Source organism: Salegentibacter lacus, assembly GCF_020164555.1.
Taxonomy (GTDB): Bacteria; Bacteroidota; Bacteroidia; order Flavobacteriales; family Flavobacteriaceae; genus Salegentibacter; species Salegentibacter lacus.
On record NZ_JAIQZB010000031.1, the window covers coordinates 1 to 16,721 of the forward strand.

Here is a 16,721-nt window from a genome sequence, read left to right on the forward strand (position 1 = left end):
TCTATCTAACAAATATTACCTCCTAAAAACAGACCAATCCCCATATATAGTTAATCGGCAAAGAACCGGTTTAGTCAACAGTGCGTTCATGTTCGGCCGTTCCGGCCACACGAACGCTTAGTTTTTGGCAACAGTATTTTTAACATTCCACATTTTTTTTAATTCCGTCAAATATTCATTTTCAGACTTGTTTTCGGGTTTGAAATGAACTTGAATAACGTTTTCATTTGTCGCAAATTTTATCATATTCCGTGTGTCTTTTAAAATATGATTATATAAAAACGGTTTTTGTTTTTCATAATCCGTTATGTTGAATTTTAGCAATTTTATTTTGTCGAATTCATATCGTTCATTTTGTAATTCGATAGAGTCTTGATTTATATTCAAGTAATTTTTGATATGATGCCAAAAATATCCGCCCGAAACAATTCGTGTGATTCGTCCAACTATGAGTGATAAAAATATTAGAATTCCTAATATCAGGTAAATGGTTCCATTTTCCGAATTGTTTTTATCTGTCCAATAAAAAGTCAGTAGTATTAATGTCAATAAAATTCCAATTCTGTATGAGAAATTACTTAATCGGTAAACGACAATGTTTGTTATGTATGAATCTGCCTTAATTCTCATATTGTTGCCAACGTCCCGTATAAAAACCGTTTTTTCTATGGTTTTTATACGATGTTATCACAATTACGGATTATTAAACTAAAAACTAATATTAAAAATAAAATTATGGAACTAAAAGATTTAGTAGGAGAACACGAACTTTCAGGAGTTGAAATTTCTACAGTAAAAGTAAAACAATACGGAGATTATTATGAGGATACCGAAGTGATAATGTTTGTGATTGATGGCAAAACATATAAAGCAACAGAAGACCCAGATGATGGTTATAGGTCATACTTGAAAGAACTTGAAGTGACAGAAGAAAAAGTCGCTAATAGCTTCCCGCCTCAAAAGGTTGTTGGTAAAATGAAAAAGAATAGCACTTATGATGTAAACGATACCATACAATTTATAGATGCGGTTACGGAAAAAATTGTTTTAGAAGTAGGCACAGATAATACAGATGATTATTATCCATATTGTGTTCTTTATTGGAACCCTGAAAACTTAGCTATAAATGCAGGTAAATAGTATTTGTGATAACGTACGTATAAATGCAGTATTACATTTATATCTATTATGTCTTTACTCCAGCTAATCTAGAGGATTTTTGATCTTTAAAAAAATATTTGTGGCCACGTGAGTATATATTTCGGTAGTCTTGGTGCTTTTATGTCCCAAAAGCACTTGTATATATCGTAAATCGGTTCCACTCTCTAACAAGTGAGTTGCAAATGAATGCCGTAACATATGTGGGGTAACTCTCTTTTTAATATTTGCTTTTTTTGCGGCATTTTTTACTATACAAGAAACACTTTCGCCACTATAAGATTTCCTGCCGGGTCCTTCAAATAAAAAATTTGTTGGCCGCCATTCCAGGAAATATTTTCTTAGATCCCCAAGGAGTTTTTCACTTAGAATAGTAAACCTATCCTTATTTCCTTTTCCAGAACTTACCTTAATTACCATCCTTTTACTATCAATATCTTCCAGCCTTAAGTTTAAGAGCTCCTTTCTTCTTAAACCGGCTGAATAAAGCAGGCTTACTATACACCGGTGTTTAATATTATTGGTATTCTCAATAATAGCCATTACTTCTTCTTTCGCCAATACCTTAGGAAGTGTCTCAATTGGCCTTGGACGCTCTATGGCATAAAACCTATTGGGCATTTCCAGCACTACCTCGTAATAAAATTTAATAGCATTGATAGCCTGGTTAATATAAGAGTGTGAGAAATCCTCCCGTATCAATTTCTGAAGGTACATCCTTATATCTTCTTCATTTAAGTCTTTTATTTCCCTATCGCTATAATGATTTATAAAAGTTTCGAAACAGGAAACATAGGTTTTTATCGTACTATTCGCGTAGCGCTTTAATTCTAACTTCCTCAGGTAGCTTTTTGGGCAGTATCGCCGGCCACTTAACTCTTCCCTATTTTTTAGTTGCTGCACCTTAACAGGTTTTTCCTGGCGCCCAAAACTGGCTTTGGGATAAAAATGGTTGCAATTAATCCAGGCCACTCCCCGGAAGGTCCTAAAAATAAGTTCCAGGTTTTTTGGTGTATTTGAAATATAATTCATTCGAAATTTCTCACTCCATTTTATATCGGGTAAATCATTTACCATAGCCTGCACTACTTTATCGCTGAAGAATTTTAACCCTATACATTTTTCCTCATCAATGATTAAATTCTTTAATGTAATATACTTCCTATCCATATGGCCTGCTCATTTATTGTGATATAAATGTAAACAGACTTAAAACCTAAAACGTTTATTATCCGTATATTATACGACTAAAACGGCTTTTGAAATTATGGAAACTGAAAAATATTGCCTGGCCTGTAATAAAAAACTGGAAGGCCGTCCAGATAAAAAGTTTTGCGATCCCTATTGCAAAAGTGCCTGGCATTATCAAAAAACCAAAGAAGGAGCTGCCGGATTTTATGCAAAAGTAGACCGTCAATTAAAAACTAATAGAAGAATTTTAAAAAGTTTCAATAAAGCGGGAAAAGCTACGGTTAGAGCTGACATTTTAAAACAACACGGCTTCGATCCTAATTTCTTTACGCACTATTGGAAAAACAGCAAAAAGGAAGTTTACCTTTTTGTATACGAATTTGGTTTTCTAACCAGGTATGAAAACGGAAAAAAGAAATATGTTCTCGTAACCTGGCAAAACTATATGGAAAAAACTTAAAATTTATATTGATCGCATTATTGATGTCCCAAATTTATTCCTTCTGTTTTTTCATCCAAATTTGAAAAATTTACAAGGCTTCGCCACGGTCAATAACATTGATGTACTTGAAAAAATTCTAAATCTTCTATTTCTAATTCCCGGGTATAATATTATGACCAATACTAGTAGGAAATAATTTATACCTAAAAAACTCTGGAATATTTTGGAAATCGTATCTATCTACAAGGTTTGATTTCAATCTATCCGAGTTCATTTTAAAAATAAAATAGAGTAGGGAATCCAAATCTATAAATTATCAGCTTGTAGTTTAAGAAGATTATTTTATAGTTATTAACAATATATTGAGAAGAAAAAGTAGAATTGAATAATTTTTGAAGTCAAATCATCTGTTTCACATTCCATTCAGCACTTTAGCCTTACGTACCTCCAGGCTAAAAAGCTTCATTCAACAACAACCGGACACAAGTGAAAAACCACCACATTCCACTCCCCTACTTTCACAGAAAATGCGGAAACACTTCATTCTCGTTTCTGGTTTTCCACTTGAGTCCTTGAAATGGATTACATAAAAATTTAATTCCGTCTCCAGCTTCTTTTCTCCACCTCCATTTTATATAATTTTCATTTATTCCCTCATATCTCTATAATAAATTCAGAAAGGTTTCTCTTCAAATCTTAAAAAAGAGGATTCACTTTTTCTTCATCAAAAGCGCTATTAAATTGAATTAAATAGTTGAAGTTTTTGTCCCTGTGGGACGAAAAGGTAAAGCAAGAGGGTAACGGGCAGAGCCACGTTACATATACCTTTTCGTTTTTATCTTTCTGACTTTCAATTATTTAAAAACAACAGAAATATTATAAAATTATGGTTTTACTGGTTTTAGGCTTGAAACCCTAATAAAATGGTTCAAAAAACCAGTAAACCTTAAAAAAACTGAATTATGAAAGCAGTTAAGAACATTACTATTGAAAAGAAAACTGCCGAACGCTTTCAGCAATTTTCTCGAACACATTACAAAACACATTCTGAAGCATTGGCCGGAATGCTGGATTTTTTCTTTTACAATGAGATTTCTCCCAAAGAAAATTTTGGACCTACCGGCAGACGAATTGAAAATATTATCAAGAAAAGAATCAATGCAGTGATCGCAATAACCAGGGATATGGAAAAGCATAAAGTGAACCCCACTTTGGCTATTTTGATGTCACTTATGGAGGCAGCAGATCCTAAAAATAATTACGCAAATCGGAAAAGGGATTATGAAGAAGACGATACCCATCCCGATTTTTACAAATAATTTACCGATCAAAATTTTAGCTCTTTTTATTTTAAACCTCTTGCTTACCGCCTTCCCTTTTGCTGCTAAAGGAACCAGCTTTGAAATTAACCGGAGCGCATAAAACGCCGCGCTATTTATAGCTCCTCTATAATTTCAAAGCTTGAATATGCAAGAGCATCAAAAGGTAATGCGAAGGCACTGAAAGAAGTAAATGAAAAGACGGACTCAAGAACTTTCATTTCTATCTACTTTTTCTTCCTTTTCGACGTCCAAAAGGAAAATGCTCCAGATGAAAAAAGTAAATGTTATAAAAAAGCTATCATTTTATTTAGTTTCATTTGGTTGATTTCGTGATCTTGAAGACAGCTTTGTAAGTTTTATATTTTCAAAATATCCCAAATGGTATCAAATTTAATATTACCAAAAAAATATCCCTTAAGTGTTTTAAAATCAAAATATTATTTATTTTTAAATAGATGAGTTATAGTAGTTTTTCAAGTGCTTAATTGTCCATTTTTTGGACTAGTTATGGCAAATGCTTATATACCTTGATTGCCAGGTTAGCTCAAGTAATAATTCGGTTCAAAATTACAATTAAGCCTTTCCCCAGAAATTTTTGGAATTTAAACGATCTTTCAGAATAGCCATATCATCACTGACCTTTTTATCCAAAATCTTTGCATAGTGTTGTGTAGTCTGCAGGTTTTTGTGTCCCAGCATTTTGCTAACACTCTCAATAGGAACTCCGTTGGAAAGGGTTACAGTCGTAGCAAAAGTATGCCTGGCCAAATGGAATGTAAGGTTCTTGTTGATGCCACAGAGATCCGCTACTTCCTTAATATAAGCATTCGTTTTTTGATTGCTAAAAATTGGAAGTAAACGCTTCTCACTTACCTTAGGATGTGAAGAATATTTTTCCAATATAGCCTCTGCTACCGGAAGAATTGGAACGCTGCATCTGGTCTTAGTTTTTGTTCTCTTAGTTTTTATCCATCTCTTACCATCAATACCAATAACTACTTCTTTTTCTGAGAGTTTTTTTACCTCAGCATAACTAAGCCCTGTGAAACAACTAAACGTAAAAATATCTTTAATCAAACCCAGCCGCTCATTCTTAATTTCTTTGGAAATTAAAGCCTGAAGTTCACCTTCTGTTAGAAATTCCCGGTCTACCACCTTTAATTTCCCCTTCCAGTTCTTAAACGGATCTTTAATTATCCATTCGTTTAATAATGCTATACGAATGATCTTTTTAAAATTTGTTATGTATTTGATCGCTGAATTATGCGCACAGTTTCTCTCGGTTTTTAAGTAATATTCAAACCCGGTGATAAATTTATGATTTACATCTTGTACGGGAATATCTGAAGATTTGTATTCTTTCTTAATGTATCCTTCAACGTGCTTTTTAGCCGTTCTATACCTTTCGGCAGTTCCGGCTGCAAAATCTTTACCTACAAGTCTATTCACCCGATCATTATGCTCCTGAAAAATATCTAGAAGCATCCTTTCCTGGGCTTCTTTTTTCTTGTCTTTTCCAAGGTAGATATCTATAATATCCTTAGAGGAAAAAATTACTCCTTTGTCCAGCAGTCGCTGATGCGCATTATAGATATCGTTTTCAACTTTACTAAGAAATCTATTAATAGCTTTAGCTTGATCCGAATTACCCGTTGCTTTACCAGAAGCCGGGTTCCATAGTGAAAGTGGTACTTCACGTCCTGTTGTAGTAACAGCTCGTTTACCATTGACGGTTATTCTGAAGTATAATATTCCAGAATCCGGTTTAGCTTTACTTTTTCTTAAGTAAAAGAGGTGAGAAAATGTTGTATTCATAACTATATATATTTAATTAGACAGTTTTAAGATACAACATAATCCCTTTATTTTTAGAGCATTAAGTTTTATTTTGTAGGACTTATATTACTTTGGTTACACCTAATTTATGGATACCAAGTGTAACCGAATGTGTAACCGATAGAATGATATTTTTTGGGATATTTTGAAATATTGAAAAATAAAAAAGCCCCAAAACCATAGGGTTTGAGGCTTTTTGTGATATTTTGTAAGAAAAGTTGCGGAGGAAGAGGGATTCGAACCCCCGGACCTGTTACAGTCAACAGTTTTCAAGACTGCCGCAATCGACCACTCTGCCATTCCTCCAATAAAATGCTAAGCTTTTCTGCTTAGCGGATGCAAATATAACAAGCTTTTACAAATACACACAAGCTTTTCTATAAGTTTTTTCAGACTTTTACGAAACCGGCTAATTATCAGCATTTAGCATATTTAATATTTTTCAATACTTAATTTTCTAAATAATTAATACCTTCCTGTTTTTATAATAAAAACCAACACATTATAGGATGGTTTTGCTCTATTTTAATAAACTATAGCTTTGTGAAACGTCCTCTATCAACTCCCCCGCTCTTTTACTTTCTTATATTTCTAACCTTTTTTACTATAGAAGCCCAGGAAAAAGCAGAGCGTATAAATAATACAGAACTACCTTCAAGTGATTTTTACACCTCACGTTACAAGGTACAGGCCGCCTTTGATGGTTTAGGTTATTATAAACTATATAATTATACATTTAATTACGAAACCGATAAACTCTTAATCACTTTAGGCGCAGGCTTCCTTGAGCAAAACACAATTTTTAATAATATGGCTCCCGGTCTTCACGGTAGTTTTAGTGCAAACTTTGAGTACATATTTAACCCAAGGTTTAGCTTTTATCTTTTTGGCCGGTATTTAACGCCGTCTTTAAATGATGAAGCACGAATCAACACTCCTCATATGGAACTTCTGTATCCTCAATCTGAAGTTAGCGCAGGACTAAAGGGGAATTTCAATAATGTAAATATAAATGTTGGAGCAAGTACCATTTTTGGGAATGAGCCCAGGCCAAATACGCTATTACGAACAAAAGTATCTATTGGATTTTAATACTTCTCTATTAATTAAAAATTTGGGACAGAATAAATTCAATTTTATACTTTTAAACCTATGAAAAAAGTAATTTTAATTTCTGTTGTAATTCTTTTTAGCAATTTCTTATTTGCGCAAAAAACAGAATACCGCGAACTTATGGAACAGGATTGGGCCAATTTAAAAAAGTACAAAGCCGAAAATGAAAAAATAATCGAATCTCAGAATTATCCCGATGTGGTTTTTATGGGAAATTCCATAACCGAAGGCTGGGTAAATGCACAGCCGGAATTTTTCAAACAAAATAACTATGTCGGACGAGGTATAGGCGGACAAACCACTCCCCAAATGCTTGTTCGGTTTATGCCAGATGTGGTGAAACTTCATCCTAAGGCAGTAGTAATTCTCGCCGGCACCAACGATATAGCAGGAAACACAGGATTTTCTTCTGTAGAAATGATTACAAATAATATTAAGGCTATGGCGCAACTTGCTAAAGCCAATAATATTAAAGTTATTCTTGCTTCTATCCTACCCGTTTACGATTATCCCTGGCGCCCCGGCCTGGAACCGGTTCAAAAAATAGACGAAATCAATACCTGGTTAGAAAAATATGCTGAGAAAAACAAACATACTTACCTAGATCTTTTTACTCCGTTAAAAGATGAAAAAGAGGGTTTACCTAAAAAATATTCTGAAGACGGGGTTCATCCAAATCTGGCCGGATATAAGGTGATGGCTCCACTTACCAAAGAGGTAATAGAAAAAGTTCTAAAGGAGTAAAAGAAAGAAATTTTTACAGACCTATCTAAAAATTAAACCGAAACTGCTATCTTGCTGCGACTTTAATAAAAACTTCGGGATTATTTAACGAAGTATCTAATAGAAAAAATTAAATAAACTATGAAAAAAATGCTTTTAGTGGGCCTAACTGCCGGAATGGTAGCCTGTGGCACACAAAAAAATGTTGAAAATGCAAATCCGATGGAGTATGCTGAAACCATTACTACATCTGAATTGAGAAATAATCTTACCACTTTTGCGAGTGACGAATACGAAGGCAGAAACACCGGTGAACCGGGACAGAAAAAAGCAGCTGAATTTATTGTAAATGAATATCAACAAATGGGCATGGAAGCTCCAGAAGGATATTCAAATTATTACCAGGAAATTCCAACTGAGTTTTTCAACGGTAAACTTAAAGATTCAGAAAATGTATTAGGGTATATAAAAGGAAGCGAAAAACCTGAAGAAATTCTGGTAATCACCTCGCATTACGATCACGTAGGTGTTGATGATAAAGGAAATATTTATAATGGAGCCGATGATGGTGGCTCTGGACCAATGGCTATCCTTGAAGTTGCTGAAGCTTTTAAAGAAGCTCAAAAAGACGGATACACTCCTAAACGATCAATTCTTTTTATTCATTTAACCGCTGAAGAAAAAGGTCTTTTAGGTTCTAAATATTATGTTGAAAATCCTGTTTTTCCTTTAGAAAATACAGTTGCCAACCTTAATATGGATATGATTGGGCGTATAGATAAAGAACACGAAGGAAACGACAACTATGTTTACCTTATTGGAAGCGATAAATTAAGTACCGATCTTCACGAACTTAGTGAAAATGTGAATTCAGAATTTATGAATATGGATCTGGATTATACTTATAATGATGAAAATGATCCAAACCGTTTTTATTACCGAAGCGACCACTACAACTTTGCGAAAAATAACATTCCGGTAATTTTTTACTTTAACGGAGTTCACCCAGATTATCACAAACCAACTGATACCGCTGAGAAAATCGAATATGAAGCGCTAAAGAAAAGAGCTCAATTAGTTTTCTTAACTGCCTGGGAAATCGCTAACCGCGATGAAAGACTGGTAGTAGATAAAGCTGAAGAATAAAAACTGAAATCTTTCAACATTAAAAAAGCCCCGGGGAATTATTTTCCGGGGCTTTTATTTTTATATCAATCATTAAATTATTCAGCAGGAAGTAATACTGTATCAAGTGCGTGGATTACACCATTGGTAGCCTGAACATCGGCTGCGATAACTGTTGAAGTTCTAGCTCTCTCATCGGTAATAACCACATTATCTCCAAGGTTTACGGTGAATTCACCTCCCTGTAAAGTTGTTACCATCATATCATCAGTTAAGTCCCCAGATCTTACATTAGCTCCGGCAACTACGTGGTAAGCTAAAGTAGCTTCTAAAGTTGCAGTAGGAATATCGGCAAGTGATCCTGCTCCAAGTTCATCAAGTAATGCTACAAACGCATCGTTCGTTGGAGCAAAAACAGTAAATGGTGCTGGATCTTCTGTCTCCATAAGAGTTTGTACAAATGTAAATGACTCCTCTCTGGTAAGTGCCTGTACAAGAATATCAAAATTAGGATCGGCAGTAGCAAAAGTGGTTACATCTGGCAGGCCAATTACGGCATCTACCGCATGTATCACTCCATTATCTGCTTCAATATCTGCAGCAGTAACTGTAGACACTCCGTTAATCATCACTCCGTCATCAGTATTAATATACATACTCAATGGCGTTTCTGAAGCTCCCCACACGGCTAAACTTGGAATATAACCGGTAGTTAGATCGGTAGACATAATTGCACCCGGTTGAACGTGGTTCAATAATACCTGGGTTAATAAAGCTTCAGGTACTTCATCAAGACTACTAAATCCTGCAGTGTTTAAGAAGGCGGCAAATGCAGCGTTATTAGGGGCAAACACAGTATATTCATCTGTTCCTGTAAATGTTGAAGTTAGACCAGTGGTCTCTAAAGCTGCCAGTAAAGAAGAATAATCTTCATTTCCGGCTACAAAATCAGCAATAGTATTTGTTTCAATTTCAATAGCATCATTTTCAGGAAGAAGTACTGTATCCAACACGTGAATTACACCATTATTCGCCTGAACATCGGTAGCAACTATCGTAGCTGTTCTTCCGTTTTCATCTGTAATAGTAACATTATCTCCAAGATTAATGGTAAAGCTTCCGGTTTCAAGTGTTTCAACCATCATTTCATCTGTTAGATCACCTGAGCGAACATTAGCTCCGGTAACAACATGATAGCTTAAAATACTGGCTAAAAGATCGGCAGGAATATCACCTAATCCGGCTAATTCCAACTCTTCAAGTACACTTGCGAAAGCTGCATTTGTTGGAGCAAAAACAGTAAAAGGTGCAGGAGCATCTGTTTCCATTAAAGTTTCTACAAAAGTAAAAGACTCATCTGCAGTAAGCGCCTGTACTAAAATATCAAAATTAGGATCAGCAGTAGCGAAAGTGGTTACATCTGGCAATCCAATTACCGCATCTACCGCGTGAATCACTCCGTTATCTACTTCAACATCAGCTGTAGTAACAGAAGAAACTCCGTTTATGCTTACTCCGTCTGAAGTATTAATATACAAGCTTAAAGGTGAATCTGAAGCCATTCCGGTAGCCATACTTTCAATATAACCGGTAGATAAGGTACTAGACATAATTTCACCTTCCTGTACGTGATTTAAAAGAATTTGGGTTAAAACACCTGTAGGCACTTCATCAAGACTACTGAATCCGTTAGCCGATAAAAATGAATTGAAGGCTGCATTGTTTGGTGCGAACACCGTGAAATTAGTTGAGCTGTCTAAAGTAGCATCCAGTCCTGTTACTTCTAAGGCAGCTTGTAAAGAGGAATAATCATCATTTCCTGCAACAAAATCTGTAATAGTGTTAGTTGGCATGATTACGTCTCCTCCGTCATCATCGTCACTGCAGGAAAAGAGGCCAAAAGCCAAAAACGCCACTACAGCAAGTTTTGTAAATTTAATAGTTTTCATAATTCTAAGTTTTTGTTATGACATAAAAGTAAACCAGAACCTAATTATATTTTGTTTATTGTTTGTTAATTATTTTTAAACAAGAGTTAAATGTTTAATTAAATTAATCTTTTATTAAACAAATAATTACTCTTAACTTAATAATATCATACAATATTTAGTGGCTAATTGCGCTTTAATCTAAGACTTGTTTAAAAATGAATATATTTACAACAATTTAAAATCTACGTTATGAAAAAACTTTTTTTAATGCTTTTTAGTATTGCACTACTAACATCCTGTAGTGAAGATGATGATGCAAATGGGGATGACCAAATTCTAGGAACCTGGTATGCAGTTGAAATAAACAATTCACCCGTGCCGGGAGTGGAACTAAGTGAATGCAATCAGAACTCAAATATCACATTTAACTCAGATTTTTCAACCTACTCTGAGTATTACACCGAAATGGATGGCGAATGTGAAATAGATGATACTACAGAAAGTACCTGGAGCAAAGACAATGAGATTTATACCTTCACTATACCTTTTGAAGGAATTGGTGAGTTAAATGGTACTGCAGATTTCCAAGGCGACACCTTCATTTTTTCTCCTGTTTTATCTCCTGATACAACAATCATCTTTGAGATGAGATAGTTTTTTCTGTCAATATTATATTTAAGCGGTCTAACATATATTTCAGACCGCTTTTTTTATTTTATACACTTTCCCTTCTCCTAAACCTTTCTCTTAAAATTTCGTAACTTTGCACACCCTTTTCCGACTTTATGCGGAAAGGATTTCAATTTTAGTTTTATGAAAAAGAAAGTGGTTGTAGGTTTATCGGGCGGAGTAGATTCCAGTGTTTCAGCATATCTTTTGCAGCAGCAGGGTTACGAAGTGATTGGGCTTTTCATGAAGAACTGGCACGATGATTCGGTAACTATTTCTGACGACTGTCCTTGGCTCGATGACAGCAACGACGCAATGATGGTAGCCGATAAACTGGGGATTCCTTTTCAAACCGTAGATCTTAGCGAACAATACAAAGAGCGTATCGTTGATTATATGTTCAACGAATATGAACGTGGCCGTACGCCAAATCCTGATGTTTTATGCAACCGCGAGATCAAGTTCGATGTTTTTATGAAAATTGCCCTTTCCCTTGGTGCCGATTATGTGGCCACAGGTCACTATTGCCGAAAAGGTGAAATTCAACAAAACGGAGAGACTGTATATCAGTTACTCGCCGGAAAAGACAATAATAAAGACCAGTCTTACTTTCTCTGTCAGCTTACGCAAGAACAGCTTTCTAAAACCTTATTTCCTATTGGAGAATTGCAAAAATCTGAAGTGCGTAAAATCGCTGCGGAACAAAAACTTGTTACTGCAGATAAAAAAGATTCGCAGGGTTTATGTTTTATAGGAAAAGTAAGATTGCCCGATTTCCTTCAGCAAAAATTACAACCTAAAGAAGGTGAAATCATAGAAATTGAAGCCGAAAAAGAGTTGTTTTCTACTGAAATTCCTGAATTCAGCAATAAAAAAGAAGAACTGGATTTTCTTGCTAAGAAATTTGAATATTCTACTACAGACGGAAAAGTGGTCGGGAAACATCAGGGTGCACATTACTTCACAAAAGGACAACGTAAAGGCTTGGCTGTAGGTGGCACTCCGGAACCGCTGTTTGTTATCGATACTGATGTTGAAGAAAACGTGATCTATACCGGGCAGGGTAAAAATCACCCGGGAATTTATAGAAAGGCACTTTTTATCAATAAAGATGAAGTTCATTGGGTAAGAAAAGACCTGGCGATTAATCCCGATGAAACTTTAAAAGTAAAAGCGCGAATTCGTTACCGCCAACCACTTCAGGATGCAACTTTACATCAAACCGAGAACGGAATGTATGTGGTTTTTGAAGAACCTCAAGCCTCGATTACCGAAGGACAGTTCGTGGCCTGGTATGAAGGTGAAGAATTATTAGGTTCGGGGGTTATTTCTTAAATTCGGGAAAAATTTAAGCAAATGCCCAAAAATAAGATCACACAGCTTTTTAATATTCAATATCCAATTATCCAGGCCGGAATGGTATGGGCCAGCGGCTGGAAACTCGCCAGCGCGGTTAGTAATGCCGGCGGACTCGGGATTATTGGCGCGGGTTCCATGTATCCTGAAATTCTTAAAGAACATATTGAAAAGTGCAAGAAAGCGACCGATAAACCTTTTGCGGTAAACGTTCCTCTCCTCTACCCCGATATTGATAAAATCATGGAAATCATTATTCAGGAGAAAGTGGAGATCGTTTTTACATCTGCTGGAAACCCGAAAACCTGGACCAAACATTTACAGGAAAACGGCATTAAAGTAGTGCACGTAGTTAGCGGAGTGAAATTCGCCTTAAAATCACAAGAAGCCGGTGTAGATGCCGTTGTTGCCGAAGGTTTTGAAGCAGGAGGACATAACGGTCGTGACGAAACTACAACTTTCACCTTAATCCCTATGGTGAAAGAAAAGATCGATATCCCATTAATTGCTGCAGGAGGAATCGCCACAGGCCGCGGAATGTTAGCTGCAATGGTTCTTGGTGCCGATGCCGTACAGGTTGGTAGCCGTTTTGTGGCTACTCCTGAAGCCTCTTCGCATCAGAATTTTAAAGAAATGGTGGTAAATGCACAGGAAGGAGATACTAAACTTACTCTCAAGGAGCTTGCTCCCGTAAGATTACTAAAGAATAAATTTTTCGAAGACGTTCAGAAATTGTATGCTGAAAATCCTTCAAAAGAGCAACTTATTGAACTTTTGGGTCGCGCTCGTGCTAAAAAAGGAATGTTTGAAGGTGATTTGGAAGAAGGAGAACTTGAAATTGGTCAGATTTCTGGATTAATTCACGAGATAAAACCCGCTGCTGAAATTGTAAAAGAAATGATGAAAGAATTTGAAACAGCGAAAAAAGAAGTTTCAACATTTTAGCTGGAGTAATTCTTTAATTTATCTAATTCCTGCTTTAAAAACTGACGCCATTCAAACTCCGCTTCTTTGTTAATGCTGTGATTGGTTTCTTTATCAAAATGCGTTTGCATCTGCCGGCGCTGTTTTTCAGTTTCAGAATAAATAGAATCCAGTTCTTTTTTCATCTTTCCATTAGGCTCGTAAGATTCCAGCGCTTTTCTAAGTTTCCGGGCGTGTAATTCCGTGATATCAAAGTGAAGTTGCTCGTGTGCCAGCAAATAATCTACTTCTTCAATTTCTTTTACCCAGGATCTATTCGGATAGAAGTTACTCCCAACTTCATAATTTAATTCTATCCCACTGTTGCTTTCAGTAGAACTCCAAGAGAATGATAATCCCGAATTGGTATTCGCTTTATAAGGAAGATGTTTTTTAGGAGAAGCTTTAAAATCGCTCCAGTTTAAAGGTTTATCTGCATTCCAGCTTACTCTTTCATCTTCCTGCGCCAAAATCGGCATAGTAAGAACTAAAATGAGTAAGAAACACCAGAATTTCATAAATAATTAAAGCTAATTATCTTCTCCATGTCTGGGTGAAGACTCTCCAACACCGGGCAGGTTTTAGCGGTGTGTTCAAGAATCTTACGAGATTTTTCTGAATAAGTTTCAGGGAAGGTAATCGCAATTTCTACCTTAGAAATTCGCCTGGGATTGGCAGCCATTGTTTTAGCTACTTCAGCCGTAGTTCCTTTTAAATTAAGTTTTAAGTCTTCAGCTTTAATTCCCATAACGGTAAGCATACAACTCGCTAAAGCGGTAGCCACAGTGTCTGTAGGAGAAAAAGCTTCGCCTTTCCCGTGATTATCGGTTGGTGCATCGGTAATAATTTTAGCACCACTTTTAAGGTGTTCGGCTTCAGTCCTTAAACTCCCGGTATAAATTACTTTGCTTGTCATTAACAACTTTTAAATTAAGTTCTTCATCTAAACTCATAATATACACGGCATCATTATAAAAACCGCCATTGGGTTTTGGAGTGTAATGAAATTTATTCTCGTGATATTCTGTAAATCCGGTATATTTCTCAAATGAATCATAAATATCTTCGGCAGACGCCAGCCTCAACAAAACATCTAAAGTAAGATCGTAACCTCTAATCACATATTGATTAGGAATCATATCAAATTCTTCCTTATAAGCTTCTATAAACTCTTCAGAAGAAGCAGTGTCATATTCCTTATCTACCGAAGGATAATGGAAATTAAGCCGGCCTAAATGTTCATTATCAACATTACTATCTTCAAACCCACTGTTTCTCTCCGTAGTGAATAATTTAATCTGATGGTTTCGTGCCAAACGGTTTAATGCTGAAGTAGCACTACTAAGTAAACCAACATTGGAAGACTCAAGTATCACCCAGTTTTCCTGAGTTCCGGAAAGCTGACCTTCAATCTTTTCGGCACTTAAATAATTATCTGAAGGAAGAATTACCCTTGAATTCGGTAAGATTTGGGTAAGTTCATTCTTCACCTGGTTTTTAGCAGCATCCGCAATAATAATTACATTTTTGCCAACTGAGTTTTTGCCCAGATAATCATACATCGCGTTCTTCAAAATTTCATCGGTTGGACGCGATTGGAAAAGGTTTTGATAAGATCGCATTTTACGATCAGACAACGGACTTATTACCGGAACATTGTATTGGGATAATTTAGCTGCCGCCGCTTCAATAGTATTTTGCAGCAATGGGCCTATTACGGCGTCTACATTCCTAAAATCGTTTGAGTTGATAATATTAGTTACCTCCTGAACACTTCTACGGGTATCATAAGTTTTTAATTGAGTAGAAATTCCAAAGCTTTTGGCTTTTTCTACCGCCAAACGTACACCGCTGTAAAAATCTAAAGAAATACGCAACACGCGGTCCTTTAAAATAGCGTCTTTATAATTTGAAATAGAATCCTGATCGATTTGATTCAAATTATAAGGCAAAAACACAACGAGTTCTTTCGTGCTGAAATTGCTTAATTTATCAGATAGGTCTAATCTTTTATTGGCATCTGTGCCTTCAGAATCACCTGCTAATTCTTCACCTTCCTCGAAATTGTTTTCCCCATCGCCGGTATTAGGAACTTTTAAAACCATTCCTATTTTTAATCCATCCTCTAATGCGGGATTCAAAGAAATTAGCGAATCCTGCGGAACATCAAACTTTCTTGAAAGTCCGAATAAAGTTTCTTTTGGTTTTACTTCATAAAATTCAAAAACCTCATCGGTTAAGATTACCGGTTCATCTAAAACATCGGTTCCCACTCGTATCATTACGCCGGGTTGCAAAACATCAACTTTTGGGTTTAATTCTTCAAGCTCCTTTACGGTAATACCATATTTACGGGCAATCCCATATTTGGTTTCTTTCGGTAAAACTACGTGCTCACGAGTTTCAGCAGTTTGCGGTTTATCTGTAGCCGGAATATTCAAATTTTCAGAAGAAGCTATTTCTGTATTGGAAACGCCTTGTTTTGGCTGCGGAATTAAAATTTCTTCTCCACGCTGTAATTCTTCAGAATAAAGATGCTTATTAAACCTTTTAATCTCATCAATTTCAACATTATAATCTTTTGAAAGTCGGTATAAAGTTTCTTTTCGTTTTACCGTATGGGTAATAAACTGAATATCCTCCGTTTCAGTCGAAACTTCTTTTTCCTGCTGACTTAATGGGATCACCAATTTTGAAGATATCTCTAGATTGCCTTTAGCATCGGGATTGTATTTATAGATCGCTTCTTCTGAAATATTATAGGCTTTAGCGATGCTGTAAACAGTTTCTCCAGCTTCTACCGTATGATATTTAAATTCCTGGGCTGATGCCGAAAGAGTAGACAGCTGAAATAAAAAACAAACTATTAAAAGGTATTTCATATTTATTGGT

16 protein-coding genes and 1 tRNA gene are annotated in these 16,721 nt (G+C 35.7%); 9 read left to right on the forward strand and 8 right to left on the reverse strand.

Features of this window, described 5'->3' with window-relative positions; all coding sequences use genetic code 11:
• Nucleotides 1-117: 117 nt before the first annotated feature.
• Nucleotides 118-630: a hypothetical protein gene (locus LB465_RS17185; RefSeq protein ID WP_224471156.1), complete on the reverse strand. Its 513-nt coding sequence runs from the start codon at nt 628-630 to the stop codon at nt 118-120.
• 105 nt (nt 631-735) lie between these two features.
• Here LB465_RS17185 and LB465_RS17190 point away from each other — a divergent pair, with 105 nt between their 5' ends.
• On the forward strand, nt 736-1,140 hold the full coding sequence (locus tag LB465_RS17190; protein ID WP_224471157.1) for a hypothetical protein: 405 nt from the start codon (nt 736-738) through the stop codon (nt 1,138-1,140).
• 63 nt (nt 1,141-1,203) lie between these two features.
• Here the strand turns inward: LB465_RS17190 and xerA are convergent, their stop codons facing one another.
• The gene (gene xerA, locus LB465_RS17195) at nt 1,204-2,328 is read right to left on the reverse strand and encodes a site-specific tyrosine recombinase/integron integrase (protein WP_224471158.1); all 1,125 of its coding nucleotides are present in this window, start codon (nt 2,326-2,328) and stop codon (nt 1,204-1,206) included.
• 97 nt (nt 2,329-2,425) lie between these two features.
• On the opposite strand from xerA, the gene LB465_RS17200 reads away from it, so the two are divergent.
• On the forward strand, nt 2,426-2,809 hold the full coding sequence (locus LB465_RS17200) for a hypothetical protein (RefSeq protein WP_093303010.1): 384 nt from the start codon (nt 2,426-2,428) through the stop codon (nt 2,807-2,809).
• A gap of 944 nt (nt 2,810-3,753) precedes the next feature.
• On the forward strand, nt 3,754-4,110 hold the full coding sequence (locus LB465_RS17205) for a BfmA/BtgA family mobilization protein (RefSeq protein ID WP_224471159.1): 357 nt from the start codon (nt 3,754-3,756) through the stop codon (nt 4,108-4,110).
• A 576-nt stretch (nt 4,111-4,686) separates the two neighbouring features.
• Here the strand turns inward: LB465_RS17205 and LB465_RS17210 are convergent.
• Nucleotides 4,687-5,928 carry a site-specific integrase gene (locus LB465_RS17210; RefSeq protein WP_224471160.1) on the reverse strand — a complete coding sequence of 414 codons (1,242 nt, stop codon included), beginning with the start codon at nt 5,926-5,928 and terminating at the stop codon, nt 4,687-4,689.
• Between the two features lie 242 nt (nt 5,929-6,170).
• Nucleotides 6,171-6,255: transfer RNA gene (locus tag LB465_RS17215), tRNA-Ser, on the reverse strand.
• 237 nt (nt 6,256-6,492) lie between these two features.
• Here LB465_RS17215 and LB465_RS17220 point away from each other — a divergent pair.
• The 3 genes from LB465_RS17220 (at nt 6,493) to LB465_RS17230 (ending at nt 8,931) form a co-directional block, all read left to right on the forward strand.
• Nucleotides 6,493-7,041, forward strand: coding sequence for a hypothetical protein (locus LB465_RS17220; RefSeq protein WP_224471161.1), 549 nt, complete (start codon nt 6,493-6,495; stop codon nt 7,039-7,041).
• 60 nt (nt 7,042-7,101) lie between these two features.
• Nucleotides 7,102-7,806 (forward strand): SGNH/GDSL hydrolase family protein, encoded by a 705-nt coding sequence (locus LB465_RS17225; protein ID WP_224471162.1) that lies wholly within the window; start codon nt 7,102-7,104, stop codon nt 7,804-7,806.
• Nucleotides 7,807-7,926: 120 nt separating this feature from the next.
• Nucleotides 7,927-8,931 (forward strand): M28 family metallopeptidase, encoded by a 1,005-nt coding sequence (locus LB465_RS17230; protein ID WP_224471163.1) that lies wholly within the window; start codon nt 7,927-7,929, stop codon nt 8,929-8,931.
• 77 nt (nt 8,932-9,008) lie between these two features.
• Here LB465_RS17230 and LB465_RS17235 read toward each other — a convergent pair whose 3' ends face one another.
• Entirely contained in the window at nt 9,009-10,859 is a 1,851-nt protein-coding gene (locus tag LB465_RS17235) for a fasciclin domain-containing protein (RefSeq protein WP_224471164.1), read from the reverse strand.
• Between the two features lie 231 nt (nt 10,860-11,090).
• Between LB465_RS17235 and LB465_RS17240 the strand changes: the two genes are divergently transcribed.
• The 3 genes from LB465_RS17240 (at nt 11,091) to LB465_RS17250 (ending at nt 13,811) form a co-directional block, all read left to right on the forward strand.
• Nucleotides 11,091-11,495, forward strand: a complete 405-nt coding sequence (locus LB465_RS17240) for a lipocalin-like domain-containing protein (RefSeq protein ID WP_224471165.1) — start codon at nt 11,091-11,093, stop codon at nt 11,493-11,495.
• A 159-nt stretch (nt 11,496-11,654) separates the two neighbouring features.
• Nucleotides 11,655-12,845: a tRNA 2-thiouridine(34) synthase MnmA gene (gene mnmA / locus LB465_RS17245; protein ID WP_224471166.1), complete on the forward strand. Its 1,191-nt coding sequence runs from the start codon at nt 11,655-11,657 to the stop codon at nt 12,843-12,845.
• Between the two features lie 21 nt (nt 12,846-12,866).
• The gene (locus LB465_RS17250; RefSeq protein ID WP_224471167.1) at nt 12,867-13,811 is read left to right on the forward strand and encodes an NAD(P)H-dependent flavin oxidoreductase; all 945 of its coding nucleotides are present in this window, start codon (nt 12,867-12,869) and stop codon (nt 13,809-13,811) included.
• Here the strand turns inward: LB465_RS17250 and LB465_RS17255 are convergent.
• Genes LB465_RS17255 through LB465_RS17265 form a run of 3 tightly spaced genes read right to left on the reverse strand, consistent with a single transcriptional unit; the run spans nt 13,808 to nt 16,711 of the window.
• On the reverse strand, nt 13,808-14,347 hold the full coding sequence (locus LB465_RS17255; RefSeq protein WP_224471168.1) for a DUF922 domain-containing protein: 540 nt from the start codon (nt 14,345-14,347) through the stop codon (nt 13,808-13,810). The two genes, LB465_RS17250 and LB465_RS17255, sit on opposite strands and share 4 nt — an antisense overlap.
• Nucleotides 14,344-14,745: an OsmC family protein gene (locus LB465_RS17260; protein ID WP_224471169.1), complete on the reverse strand. Its 402-nt coding sequence runs from the start codon at nt 14,743-14,745 to the stop codon at nt 14,344-14,346. Before LB465_RS17260 ends, LB465_RS17255 begins: the two co-directional genes overlap by 4 nt.
• Nucleotides 14,705-16,711 (reverse strand): LysM peptidoglycan-binding domain-containing protein, encoded by a 2,007-nt coding sequence (locus tag LB465_RS17265; protein WP_224471170.1) that lies wholly within the window; start codon nt 16,709-16,711, stop codon nt 14,705-14,707. The genes LB465_RS17260 and LB465_RS17265 overlap by 41 nt, the downstream gene beginning before the upstream one ends.
• Between the last annotated feature and the right edge of the window lie 10 nt (nt 16,712-16,721).

Excerpts from the sequence above, each read along its gene's own strand:
- LB465_RS17185 (WP_224471156.1), bottom strand. The coding sequence starts at position 630 with ATGAGAATTAAGGCAGATTCATACATAACAAACATTGTCGTTTACCGA.
- LB465_RS17190 (WP_224471157.1), top strand. The coding sequence starts at position 736 with ATGGAACTAAAAGATTTAGTAGGAGAACACGAACTTTCAGGAGTTGAA.
- xerA (WP_224471158.1), bottom strand. The coding sequence starts at position 2,328 with ATGGATAGGAAGTATATTACATTAAAGAATTTAATCATTGATGAGGAA.
- LB465_RS17200 (WP_093303010.1), top strand. The coding sequence starts at position 2,426 with ATGGAAACTGAAAAATATTGCCTGGCCTGTAATAAAAAACTGGAAGGC.
- LB465_RS17205 (WP_224471159.1), top strand. The coding sequence starts at position 3,754 with ATGAAAGCAGTTAAGAACATTACTATTGAAAAGAAAACTGCCGAACGC.
- LB465_RS17210 (WP_224471160.1), bottom strand. The coding sequence starts at position 5,928 with ATGAATACAACATTTTCTCACCTCTTTTACTTAAGAAAAAGTAAAGCT.
- LB465_RS17225 (WP_224471162.1), top strand. The coding sequence starts at position 7,102 with ATGAAAAAAGTAATTTTAATTTCTGTTGTAATTCTTTTTAGCAATTTC.
- LB465_RS17230 (WP_224471163.1), top strand. The coding sequence starts at position 7,927 with ATGAAAAAAATGCTTTTAGTGGGCCTAACTGCCGGAATGGTAGCCTGT.
- LB465_RS17235 (WP_224471164.1), bottom strand. The coding sequence starts at position 10,859 with ATGAAAACTATTAAATTTACAAAACTTGCTGTAGTGGCGTTTTTGGCT.
- LB465_RS17240 (WP_224471165.1), top strand. The coding sequence starts at position 11,091 with ATGAAAAAACTTTTTTTAATGCTTTTTAGTATTGCACTACTAACATCC.
- mnmA (WP_224471166.1), top strand. The coding sequence starts at position 11,655 with ATGAAAAAGAAAGTGGTTGTAGGTTTATCGGGCGGAGTAGATTCCAGT.
- LB465_RS17250 (WP_224471167.1), top strand. The coding sequence starts at position 12,867 with ATGCCCAAAAATAAGATCACACAGCTTTTTAATATTCAATATCCAATT.
- LB465_RS17255 (WP_224471168.1), bottom strand. The coding sequence starts at position 14,347 with ATGAAATTCTGGTGTTTCTTACTCATTTTAGTTCTTACTATGCCGATT.
- LB465_RS17260 (WP_224471169.1), bottom strand. The coding sequence starts at position 14,745 with ATGACAAGCAAAGTAATTTATACCGGGAGTTTAAGGACTGAAGCCGAA.
- LB465_RS17265 (WP_224471170.1), bottom strand. The coding sequence starts at position 16,711 with ATGAAATACCTTTTAATAGTTTGTTTTTTATTTCAGCTGTCTACTCTT.